9 protein-coding genes are annotated in these 10,772 nt (G+C 72.0%); 6 read left to right on the forward strand and 3 right to left on the reverse strand.

The genetic code is table 11. The annotated features are described in order from the left end of the window. The first annotated feature begins 22 nt into the window (after window positions 1-22). The 3 genes from OXG55_12855 (at window position 23) to OXG55_12865 (ending at window position 3,824) form a co-directional block, all read left to right on the forward strand. Window positions 23-2,374: a molybdopterin-dependent oxidoreductase gene (locus tag OXG55_12855; protein MCY4104126.1), complete on the forward strand. Its 2,352-nt coding sequence runs from the start codon at window positions 23-25 to the stop codon at window positions 2,372-2,374. 36 nt (window positions 2,375-2,410) lie between these two features. Next, window positions 2,411-3,493 carry a Zn-dependent alcohol dehydrogenase gene (locus OXG55_12860; protein ID MCY4104127.1) on the forward strand — a complete coding sequence of 361 codons (1,083 nt, stop codon included), beginning with the start codon at window positions 2,411-2,413 and terminating at the stop codon, window positions 3,491-3,493. A 130-nt stretch (window positions 3,494-3,623) separates the two neighbouring features. Continuing rightward, window positions 3,624-3,824 carry a ferredoxin gene (locus OXG55_12865; GenBank protein ID MCY4104128.1) on the forward strand — a complete coding sequence of 67 codons (201 nt, stop codon included), beginning with the start codon at window positions 3,624-3,626 and terminating at the stop codon, window positions 3,822-3,824. A 162-nt stretch (window positions 3,825-3,986) separates the two neighbouring features. Here the strand turns inward: OXG55_12865 and OXG55_12870 are convergent, their stop codons facing one another. The 3 genes from OXG55_12870 to OXG55_12880 form a co-directional block, all read right to left on the reverse strand. Then, on the reverse strand, window positions 3,987-5,297 hold the full coding sequence (locus OXG55_12870) for a HipA domain-containing protein (GenBank protein ID MCY4104129.1): 1,311 nt from the start codon (window positions 5,295-5,297) through the stop codon (window positions 3,987-3,989). Further along, window positions 5,287-5,553 carry a helix-turn-helix domain-containing protein gene (locus tag OXG55_12875; GenBank protein MCY4104130.1) on the reverse strand — a complete coding sequence of 89 codons (267 nt, stop codon included), beginning with the start codon at window positions 5,551-5,553 and terminating at the stop codon, window positions 5,287-5,289. Before OXG55_12875 ends, OXG55_12870 begins: the two co-directional genes overlap by 11 nt. A gap of 414 nt (window positions 5,554-5,967) precedes the next feature. Next, window positions 5,968-6,456 carry a prepilin peptidase gene (locus tag OXG55_12880; protein ID MCY4104131.1) on the reverse strand — a complete coding sequence of 163 codons (489 nt, stop codon included), beginning with the start codon at window positions 6,454-6,456 and terminating at the stop codon, window positions 5,968-5,970. A 258-nt stretch (window positions 6,457-6,714) separates the two neighbouring features. Here OXG55_12880 and OXG55_12885 point away from each other — a divergent pair, with 258 nt between their 5' ends. The 3 genes from OXG55_12885 to OXG55_12895 all read left to right on the forward strand — a co-directional run. Further along, entirely contained in the window at window positions 6,715-7,440 is a 726-nt protein-coding gene (locus OXG55_12885; GenBank protein MCY4104132.1) for an SAF domain-containing protein, read from the forward strand. Window positions 7,441-7,464: 24 nt separating this feature from the next. Further along, window positions 7,465-9,084, forward strand: a complete 1,620-nt coding sequence (locus tag OXG55_12890) for a hypothetical protein (GenBank protein ID MCY4104133.1) — start codon at window positions 7,465-7,467, stop codon at window positions 9,082-9,084. A gap of 77 nt (window positions 9,085-9,161) precedes the next feature. Then, window positions 9,162-10,772: ATPase, T2SS/T4P/T4SS family (locus tag OXG55_12895; GenBank protein ID MCY4104134.1), on the forward strand; the 1,611-nt coding region annotated here is incomplete at its 3' end.

The raw sequence follows: 10,772 nt of genomic DNA on the forward strand, positions 1-10,772 counted from the left end.
GGCTGGCTGAGAGGGACGTCAGATGAGCGCCACAGCACAGGACACCACAGTGATCGGCACACGGCGGCTGCGCCGGGAGGATCCCGCTCTGCTGTCGGGCGAGGCGCGCTTCATCGACGACCTCGACGTGCCCGGTGCGCTCTGGATGGCGGCGGTGCGCAGCCCGCACGCGCACGCCCGGATCAACAGTGTGGACCTCGAGGCCGCCCGCGCCGTCCCCGGCGTGGTGGCGGCCTACAGCGGCGAGGACTTCGCCGCCCTCGGCGCGGGTCCGCTGCCGTGCGCCTGGCCGGTGACGCCGGACATGAAGAACCCGCCGCACCACTCCGTCGCCACCGGCGTGGTCGCCCATGTGGGCCAGATCGTGGCGGTGGTGCTGGCCGAGAGCCGCTATGCCGCCGCCGACGCCACAGAGGAGGTGGTGGTCGACTACGAGCCGCTCGACGCGGTGGTCGACTTGGAGGACGCGGCGAGCGACAGCGTCGTCATCCATCCCGACATCGGCACGAATGTGAGCTACGTCTGGGAGCTGAAGCCCGACGAGGACGCCGTCGCCGCCGCATTCGCCGCCGCCGCGCACACCGTCAGCGAGCGCTACGTCCACCAGCGGCTCATCCCCGCCGCCATGGAGCCCCGCGGCGTCGCGGTGGTTCCGTCCCCCCATGCCGGCGACGTGACCGTCTACTCCTCCACGCAGATCCCCCACATCCTCAAGGTCATGCTGGCGCTCACCGTCGGCCTCCCCGAGCAGAAGGTGCGCGTCGTGGCCCCGGCGGTCGGCGGCGGTTTCGGCTCGAAGCTGAACGTCTACGCCGAGGAGGTCATCTGCTGCGCGCTGGCCGTGAACCGGGGCCAGCCGGTGCGTTGGACCGAGGGCCGCAGCGAGGCGGCGGTCGCGACGATCCAGGGCCGGGGGCAGATCCAGGACATCTCCTTGGCGGCCGACGCCGACGGCAAGGTGACGGCGGTGCGCGTCTCGCTGCTGGCCGACATGGGCGCCTACCTGCAGCTCGTGACGCCCGGCGTGCCGCTGCTCGGGGGCTTCCTGTACCACGGCTGCTACGACATCGGCGCCTACTCCTTCAGCTGCACCAGCGTCTTCACCAACAAGACCCCCACCGACGCCTACCGGGGCGCCGGGCGGCCCGAGGCCACCTACGCCATCGAGCGGGCCATGGACGCCCTAGCGGCCGAGGTGGGCGTGAGCGCCGATGAGATCCGCCGTCGCAACTTCATCGAGTCGTTCCCCTACGACTCCACCGCGGGCCTCAGCTTCGACAGCGGGGCCTACGCCCCGGCGCTGGCCAAGGCCATGGACCTCGTCGGCTACGACGACTTGCGGGCCACCCAGGCGCGCCGCCGCGCCGAGGGCTCGTCGAGCCATCTGGGGATCGGCTTCTCCAGCTACGTGGAGATGTGCGGCCTGGCGCCCAGCAGGGTGCTGGCGGCGCTGAACTACGGCGCGGGCGGCTGGGAGTCCGCCACCGTGCGGGTGCTGCCGACCGCCAAGGTGCAGGTCGTGACGGGGACCACGCCGCACGGGCAGGCGCACGAGACCTGCTGGTCGATGATCGTGGCCGAGCGCCTGGGTGTGGACCCCGACGACGTGGAGGTGCTGCACTCCGACACTGCGATCTCCCCGCTCGGTCTGGACACTTACGGGTCGCGCTCCCTCGCCGTGGGCGGCACCGCCATCCACATGGCCGCCGAGAAGATCATCGACAAGGCGCGCGCCATCGCCGCCCACCAGCTCGAGGCGTCCGAGGAGGACTTGGACTACGCCGCGGGCACCTTCACCGTGCGGGGCACGCCGTCGGCCAGCATCGACATCGCCGCCATCGCCTTCGGAGCGTTCACCGCCCACAACCTGCCCGACGGGATGGAGCCGAACTTGGAGGCGCAGGCCACCTACGACCCGCCGAACTTCACGTTCCCCTTCGGCACGCATGTCGCCGTCGTGGAGGTGGACGCCGAGACGGGACAGACCGAGTTGGTGCGCTACGCCGCGGTGGACGACTGCGGCGTGCAGATCAACCCCCTCGTCGTGGAGGGGCAGGTTCACGGCGGCGTCGTGCAGGGCGTGGCGCAGGCCCTCTGGGAGGACGCCGTCTACGACGACGCCGGCCAGTTGCGCACCGCCACGATGGGCGACTACCTGGTGCCCGCCGCTTCGGAGGTGCCCGGCCTGCTGACCGACTGCACCGTCACGCCGAGCCCCACCAACCCGCTGGGCGTCAAGGGCGTCGGCGAGGCCGGCACCATCGCCTCCACGCCGGCGGTCATCAACGCCATCGCCGACGCCCTGGGACCCCTCGGCGTACGCGACGTAGCGATGCCGGCAACCCCCGAGCGCGTCTGGAGGGCCCTGGCCTAGCCGCCGGCGCCGGGACGGGCGACGAGGGACACCGACATGCGGGCTGCGGTCCTGCGCAACGTGGGGGACACCACTCTGGACCTGTGCGACGACGTGGAGTTGATCGACCCCGGTCCCGGCGACGTGCTCGTGGAGATCACCCACACGGGCGTCTGTCATTCCGACCTCTCGGTCATGAACGGCACGATCCCCGAGCGTTCACCCGTCGTGCTGGGTCACGAGGGGGCCGGCATCGTGCGGGAGGTGGGCGGCGATGTCACCTCGGTGTCGGTCGGCGACCACGTCATCATGGTGTGGTCGCCGCCGTGCGGGAGATGTGTCTTCTGCCTGCGCCACAAGCGCCCCAACCTGTGCGCCGACCTGCAGTTCGGCATCATGCTGCGCCGCCAGTTCCGCCTGGGCGAGAGCGAATTGGCGTCGTTCTGCGGCGTTGGCACGTTCGCCGAGCGCACTGTGGTGCCCGAGCAGGCGGTGGTGCGCATCGACCCCTCCGTGCCGCTGGAGGCGGCGGCCCTGGTGGGCTGCGGCGTGATGACCGGCGTCGGGGCGGCCCTCAACACCGCGAAGGTCGCCCCCGGCTCGTCGGTCGTCGTCTTCGGCGTGGGGGGCGTGGGCGTGGCGGCGATCCAGGGTGCGCGTGTCGCCGGCGCGGCCGAGATCGTGGCCGTCGACCGCAATCCGGCCAAGCTGGACGTGGCCCGGTCCTTCGGCGCCACCGATGCGGTCCTGCCCGACGACCTCGACGCCGCCAAGGCGAATCTCACCGAAGGTCAGGGCTTCGACTACGCCCTGGAATGCATCGGCAGTCCTGCCACCATGCGCGCCGCCTACGACGCGGTGCGCCGCGGCGGCACGTGCTGCATCGTCGGCGTCGGTCGCATGGAGGAGCAGGTCATCTTCAACGCCTTCGAACTCTTCTTCTCCGAGAAGACCCTGGTGGGCTCCTACTACGGCGGTGCCGACGTGCGTGTGGACTTCCACCGGATGCTGCGCCTCGCCGCCTCGGGCCAACTCGACCTGCAGGGCATGATCGACCGCCGCATCCGCCTCGAGGACGTCAACGACGCCATAGATGCGCTCCGCAACGGCGAAGTGGTCCGCCAGGTCATCGAACTGTAGGACTCCGGGCCCGCCGGACGACCAGGCACGCAAACGACGATCGGCGATCCACCGCGGTGGCAATTCCGCGCTCGCGGGCTGGGGGTAGTGTGGGCGTGACCGCTGACCGCCGAGCAGGAGAGGTTGCCGCATGAGTTACCGCATCGTCGTCGATTTCGATCTGTGTGAGAGCAACGCCATCTGCATGCAGGTGGCGCCGGAAGTGTTCGAGGTCCGGGACGACGACTTCCTGTACATCCTCGACGAATCCCCGGGCGACGACCTGCGCGCCAAGGTGGACGAGGCGGTGCAGCGCTGCCCCAAGCAGGCCATCTCCATCGCCGAGGGCTGACGGGGCCTTCAGCACCAAGCCGGCATCGCCCGGCGTGGACTCCGGCTGCGCCGGAATGTCGCTCATACCGTTCGGTGTCCTCCACGGGTGGTGGGTCCGACCCTCCGGAATGTCGGCCGTGGTGCCTTGACGACGGCGACGGCGTCGGCGTCGTCGGTGTAGCTATTTCGTTGTCATGCGCCGAGTCTCGATTGCGATGGCGGCGCAGTGTTGGGCTCGCTCTGGCAGTTCTGTCCCAAAGACCTCTACCTCCGGCACGTTTTGGTGGTGGTCGGGGGCCTCGTTGATTGTGGCCTCGATGGCCGCGGGTAGGCGCGCTGCTAGGTCCTCGGCCCGTTCGGCGGTCTCCGATGCGCTCACGCCGACGGCGGCGGCGAGGGCGGCAAGGGCCTCTGGGGTGTCCAGTGCCTCTAGGCGCCTGTCGGCGCCGGGGAACATTGCCAAGGGCAGCGTTTCCACCTTGTCGCCGTATCGGTACGGCAGCCACGTCGACGAGTCGTACAGCGGTGCGAGCAGGCGTTCACGTCCCCGCAGCAGCAGGCTGTAGTTCTTCGCGTGAGCGTCAGGGTTCACGATCAACCAGTGATACAGCAGCATGTCGCGGAACCGCTGAATGTCGCCGTCGGCGCCCGGGTTCACGGGATCCCGTATCAAGGCGGCACATGCGGCGAGGTCTGGCCCGCCGAGGTGCTGGTACTTCCGGTCGGGAGCGAAGCCGGCCGCCTGGCAGAGGTCCTCCTGGTGGAGCCGTACCAGCGGCGCGGTCGGGGTGGTCCCAGCACGGTCGTACCGGCGGACCGCGATGGCCTCGACATCGTCCCACTCGATGATGGATGTGGCCGCAGCGGGGATTCCCAGCCGCGCCGCGGTACGCATCGTCAGGTGCTCTATCAGCGCTTCGTGCGCGTAGTCGATTCGCGTCACCTTGAGGATGTGGCTCGTGGCTTCGCGCCCTCGAGCGACTGCCCACTTGTCGCCCAAGCGGCGCCACGCCACCTTCGGCTGCATGCCGCTGAGACTCCAGCCGACATCGGCGACCCAGCGTCGAGGGCGGTAGGCGGGATTTGCTCGCAGGCGGCGCAACCAGTCGTGCGCCTCGTCGTCAGTCAGCGGGTCGAGTGCGCCTTGCGCGGCGATCAGGCTCTCGGTAGTCGCCGGTGGACAGAACTGCACCGCCCCGGCGCAGTCGACGCCGACGGGAGTGCCGAGAAGTCGGAGCGGATAGCTCTCGTCGACGCCGTTGTCTTCACACCAGCTGCGCAACACGCGTGAGTTGTCGGGTAGGAGGCCTCTGAGCCACCCGGCCAGCCATGGGTCATCCACGGTTTCGCCGGTGACGGGTATCCGTATCGACAGCGGAGTGGGCGCGGTTCGCCCAAGGTACTCCTCGGTGTAGCGGAAGGAGGGGCTGTCGTGATCGGTCAGGTCCAGTTCGCCTGCGACATGACCGTCGATGAGAACATCAAGTCGCATCGTCGCCGCACTCGTCGAAGGCGTCGACCATGCCGCGGATATCCGCCGGCGGAGCGACCTCGACGAGTTCGATCCCGTACCCGAGTACATAGAGGACCCGCATCACCAGCCCGATTTCGGCTGTCTGTTTGCCGTTCTCTACCTGCGACAGCCACTTGCGCCCCACATCGGCACGTTCGGCCAGCTCTGCCTGTGCGAGGCCGCGCCGTCGGCGCAGTTGCTGTAGAACGAGACCGAGATCGCTTGGTCGCGTCATATGCCTGACCCGGTGGTGTTCCGCTGGTGCGGTGTGTGCATCAATACTCGAAGCCTACCACGGCGGTGTCCGAACGGCCACACGGCGGGGATGCGGCCGTTCGGACACCACGGTTGCGCTGGGTTCGTACAGCCCCAGCACAGTGACACACGCTGGCACGTATCGGCCCGCCGGTGCCGTGGCTTGTCCGCGACGACCTCATGCTTCGGCTCCTCGGCAAACTTGTAGCCGAGTTCCCGTCGGAGGACACGATCCCAGCGACCGGAGCGCGGGCATCGCCGAGCGGGCGGGCGTGGCGTTCCGGCCGCGTGCTCAGCGGCTCGCCTCGCTGCGGCTCGGGTAGCCGTCACGCCGCCGCACCCCTCGACCGGGCGGCCGGCGTGCGCGCCGCGGCGGACCGGCGGCGTCCCGCTGTCAGGCGAAGGGCACGAGCCCCTCGCTGACGGCGCTCCACGCCGCGACCCCCGCTGTGCCGGCGATCAGATAGGGCCCGAGCGCCCGGCTGGCGCGGCGCCCTTCGCGGATCAGCGTGACGACGGCCTGGGGGAAGGCCAGCAGGAAGCCGGCCGCCAGCGCGGCCAGGGCGGTCCGCCAACCCCACCATCCGCAGAGCATCCCGTTGAGGACCGCGAGGCGCACGTCGCCGAAGCCCAGCGACGGCGGGTGTGCGAAATGCACGACGGCCAGGGCGCCGCCGCAGATCGCCGCGCCGATGGCCGCGCCGGCGAGTCCGGCCGGATCCGCCTCCAGGATCGAGGCCGCCGCATAGAGCAGCCAGACCGCCCCGGCGGTGCTCCAGACGACCCGCGTGGGCAGCGTGCGGGTGCGATGATCGACGATCGCCAGCCACGAGGCCGCGGCGCCCCACACCGCCAGCGCCGCGACGACTGCCGCCGCGGTCATCGCACCGGCTCGGCGCGTCGGAGTTTTTTCTCGTGGATCATCGCCCGTGCCACCTTGGCGAGCGGTTGCCGCGCTACCCTTCCCGCGTCGAAACGACATAATGGTGCCCAGCGAGTCAACGCCGAGGTGACGGGGCGTTAACAATTCGTACAGACACCCGTTAGGCTGACGGCCGAAAACTTAGCGGCTCCTCGCTTGTCCCTCCATTCGGGGGGGGGGGGTCGTGGCAGAATCAAAGGGGTACCGTGCGAGGGGTCGATGTCCGACGTCGTACAGCAGCAAGTCTCCCGGTCCGGATCGCCCCGCGGCGCGCCGGGCCGCCGGGTGACGGTCCCCGGCGCCGACAAGAAGAAGAAGCGCGACCAGGGCGTGCGCGGCGGCCTGCTGCTGGCGGGGCTGCTGCTCGTGATCCTCTCCGGCGGCGCCTTCTGGTACATCCTCCAGGAGATGGACACGCGGCAGGAGTACCTGGTCACGGTCCGGCCCATCGAGCGGTTCGAGGTGGTCGGCCCGGGCCACTTCGGCGTCGTCGCGGCGAACATCGGCACCGCCGAGGGTGTGCCGCCGGAGTTCGTCGACGTGCTGGTCGGCAAGTGGGCCGCGGGCAGCATCCCCGCCAACACCATCGTGACGCCCGGCCTGTTCCAGTCGCCGCCCCTCTCGGGCGCCGAGGAGGCCGACAAGGTCCTCATCGAGGTGAGCCTCCCGGCGGGGGAGGCGCCCGGCGGGTCCCTCGCCAGCGGCGACAAGATCGCGCTGTTCGGCGCCGAGTCCTCCGAGGGCGGTCAGGCCGGGTCCCCGACGCTCATCGGGGTGCTCGAGTTGCCGTCGGTGCAGGGGAACGTGATCCGCTACGTGGTGACGCCGGGGGAGGCGCAGGCCATCCAGGGGATCGTGGGCCGTTACAACGCGGCGGCGGATCGGCGGATGTGGAAGGTCGGCTTCGACCTGTCCGCCGAGGAGCTCATCGATGCCGCCCGGTAGCCGGGCGGCTCGGCCGGTGACGCCGTGCTGATCGTCCACAGCGCGCTCGGCTCGCCCGGGGCGTCCACGACGGCCCTGTACCTCGCCGCCCAGTGGGCGTCGACGGGCACCGAGGTGCTGCTCGTCGAGGCGGACCCGGGGGGGGGCTCGCTGGGGCACCATCTCGGCATTCATTTCACGCCGGGCTCGGCCTCCTTCGTGGCGTCGGGACTGCCCATCGGCGGCGGCAACCTCATCGACCACTCCCAGGACGTGCTGTTGAGCAACCTGCACGTCATGCCGTCCACCTCCAGCCCGTCCGGCGCCCGGGAGATCACCCGCTGGCTCGACGAGCGGGCCGAGGCCCTGCGCGACGTCTCGGCGTCGGAGGTGGCCCTGATCATCGACGCGGGCCGCATGTCCGGCGGCGCCCTCGGGGCGAATCTGCGGTCCCGGGCCACGGGCGTGGTGGTGGTGGCCCGCGGCGACGCCTCACCGGCGAGCCTCGAGCGCATCGGCGGCCTGCTGTCGACCGAGGTGCGCGGCGACGAGGCCGACCGGTGCGTGGTGACCATCGGGGACTCGCCGCTGAGCGCCGAGGAGTGGCGCGAGAAGTGCGGTGTGAGGTTCTGCGGCTCGGTCCGCCTGTTCGCCGAGGTCAAGGGCGACCTCTCGGCGTTCCTGAACCGCAACAAGCGCAAGGCGAAGCCTTGGCGTCTCAGCCTCGAGGAGGTCGCCCGCGAGCTGCTGCCCTACACGAAGGCCCCCGCGGCCGGCGCCGCCGCGTCGCAGCGGCTCGAGCGGGGGACCGACGCGGCGCCGATCGCGCCGACGGAGATGACCGTCACCGAACCCGCCGGGGACGGCGACGGGGGGGCGCGGCAACCGGTCCCGGCGGCGGCCGCCCCCGGCGAGGCTGCGCCGCTGTACCCCGAGGCCGTCCACGCCGTGCCCGCCGAGGCGTGGACGGGGGCCGCTTCCCCGGCCGCCCAGCTCCCGCCGCCGTTCAATGTGCCCGAGCCCGGGTACTGGCAGTCGCCGCCGGAGTCGCAGCCGACTTCCATGGCGCCTCCCTCCCTAGAGCCGCCGCCGCTGCCCGAGGACCCCTTCGCCGAGGCGCCCCCGATTCCGTCCTACGCGCCGCAGCCGGCCGCCTCCCCGCCCCCGCAGGAGCCCCCGATTCCGTCCTACGCGCCGCAGCCGGCCGCCTCCCCGCCGTCGTCGGAGCCCCCGATTCCGTCCTATGCGCCGCCCCCGCCCTCGCACCCCCCGCAGCAGCCCCCGCCCTCGCACCCCCCGCAGCAGCCGCCGCCCGACAGCCCCGAGCCGTTCCCGCCCCACTGGGCGCCGGAGGAGCCGGCCGCGGCGCCTCAGGGCCCGTCGGCGTACCCTTCCCCGGCCCACTACCCACCGCAGCCGCCGGGCTACGAGCTCGCCCACGAGCCGCCGCCGATGCCTGCCGCGCCGCAGCCGCCGGGCTACGAGGCCGCTCACGAGCCGCCGCCGATGCCTGCCGCGCCGCAGCCGCCGGCCGACGAGGCCGCGCACGAGCCGCCGCCGGGCGCCGAGCCGGAACCGGACGTCGGCCCGTCCGGCTCGTTCCGCGATTGGGCGTCGCGCCTGCACGGGCCGGCGCCGCAGTCCAACGCGGGCGGAGACGCGTGACGTGAGCGACGCGAGCAAGCACCGCGGACGCGGCGAGGGCGTCGGCGCCCGCGTCGGCCGCCGCGGCGAGGTGTGACGTGAGCGACGTGAGCGCCGCGGCCGCGGCTCCGGCGGGGCCCGAGCAGAGCGACTCCATGCAGGCCGTCGCCCTGTTCCGGCGGTACTACGAGTCCCTCCTCGACCGCTACCTGGACATGCAGCGCCAGAAGCTGCCGGGCGACGAGATCGAGCGCCGGCTCGTCGACCTCGGCGAGCGGATCGCCCGCGAGCACAACACCGGCGCCCTGCTCTCGGGCTCGTCGCAGCTCACCGCGGCCGGTGTCCGGGAGTTCATCGCCAACGTGCGCGGGCTGATGGGGGGCGGCGCCCTGGCCCCGCTGCTCGACCGCGCCGACGTCGAGAACATCCACGTCCTCGGCCACGACAACGTGGTGCTGTCCCTGGCCAACGGCGAGCGGGTCCTGGCGCCGCCGGTGGCCGACAGCGAGGAGGAGCTGGTGATGATGATCCGGCATCTGGCGGCCACCGCCGGCCAGACCTCCCGGCGTTTCGACACGGCCTCGCCGATCCTCGACCTGCGCCTCGCCTCGGGTCATCGCCTGTTCGCCGTCACCGCGGTCGCCGAGCGCACGTCGGTGGTGATCCGCCGCCACCGCCTGCTGCGGTCCTCGCTGGCGGAGCTGGCGAGGATGGGCACCGTCACGCCGCAGCTCATCGAGGTGCTGCGGGCCGCGGTCCGCCCGCCGAACCCCGCCAACCTGCTGGTGGTCGGCGGCACGGGCGCCGGCAAGACGACGCTGCTGCGGTCGCTGATCGCCGAGATCCCCCAGCCCGAGCTGCTGGTCACCATCGAGGACACCCTCGAGCTGCACCTGCGCAGCTCGGGCCTGCACCCCCGCACGTTGGCGCTGGAGACCCGCACGTCCAACACCGAGGGCACCGGTGAGATCACGACCTACGACCTGGCGAAGGCCGCCCTGCGGATGTCGCCCGACCGCGTCATCGTCGGGGAGGTGCGCGGCGGGGAGGTGATGCAGCTGCTGCAGGCGATGGGCATCGGCAACGACGGCTCCCTCGGCACCATTCACGCCGGCAGCACCCGCGCGGCCATCAACAAGATGCTGATCTACGCGCAGCGCTCCCCCGACGCCCCCACGCCCGACTCGGTGATGCGCGAGATCGCCGAGGTGCTGCACCTGCTGGTCTTCATCAAGCGCCTGCCCGACGGGCGCCGGGCCGTCACCTCGGTGCGCGAGGTCACCGGCTACGAGGACGGCAGGGTGCTCACGTCGGAGGTGTTCGCCCCGGGCCCCCACGGCGTCGCCGTCTACACCCGGCCGTTCGAGCCCGGCGGCGAGGTCCTGGCGCGGCTGCGAGACTCGGGTCTCGATCCGGCGACGCTGGGCGAGCCCTACCGGACCGAGCAGGCGCGCCGCGACCGCTCCCGCCCCACGGCGCCGCTGCCGCAGGCCGCCCCGCCGCCGCAGCAGCCGCCTGCCCGCGGACCGTACCCGGTGTCCGATCCGCGGATCGCCGCGCCGCAGCGCCCGCATCCCCACGCCCCGCCGTCTGCGCCCCGGCCCGCCCAACCCGCACCGGCGCCGGCGACTGTCGCCCAGGCACCCCCGCCCCAGCCCGCCCAACCCGCACCCGCGCCGGCGACCGTGGCCCAGGCGCCCCCGCAGGCG

The sequence above is a fragment of the bacterium genome, from assembly GCA_026708055.1.
Taxonomy (GTDB): domain Bacteria; phylum Actinomycetota; class Acidimicrobiia; order Acidimicrobiales; family CATQHL01; genus VXNF01.

What these genes read in the sequence shown, in the direction of transcription:
- OXG55_12855 (MCY4104126.1), top strand. Translation starts at nt 23, where the DNA reads ATGAGCGCCACAGCACAGGACACCACAGTGATCGGCACACGGCGGCTG.
- OXG55_12860 (MCY4104127.1), top strand. Translation starts at nt 2,411, where the DNA reads ATGCGGGCTGCGGTCCTGCGCAACGTGGGGGACACCACTCTGGACCTG.
- OXG55_12865 (MCY4104128.1), top strand. Translation starts at nt 3,624, where the DNA reads ATGAGTTACCGCATCGTCGTCGATTTCGATCTGTGTGAGAGCAACGCC.
- OXG55_12870 (MCY4104129.1), bottom strand. Translation starts at nt 5,297, where the DNA reads ATGCGACTTGATGTTCTCATCGACGGTCATGTCGCAGGCGAACTGGAC.
- OXG55_12875 (MCY4104130.1), bottom strand. Translation starts at nt 5,553, where the DNA reads ATGACGCGACCAAGCGATCTCGGTCTCGTTCTACAGCAACTGCGCCGA.
- OXG55_12880 (MCY4104131.1), bottom strand. Translation starts at nt 6,456, where the DNA reads ATGACCGCGGCGGCAGTCGTCGCGGCGCTGGCGGTGTGGGGCGCCGCG.
- OXG55_12885 (MCY4104132.1), top strand. Translation starts at nt 6,715, where the DNA reads ATGTCCGACGTCGTACAGCAGCAAGTCTCCCGGTCCGGATCGCCCCGC.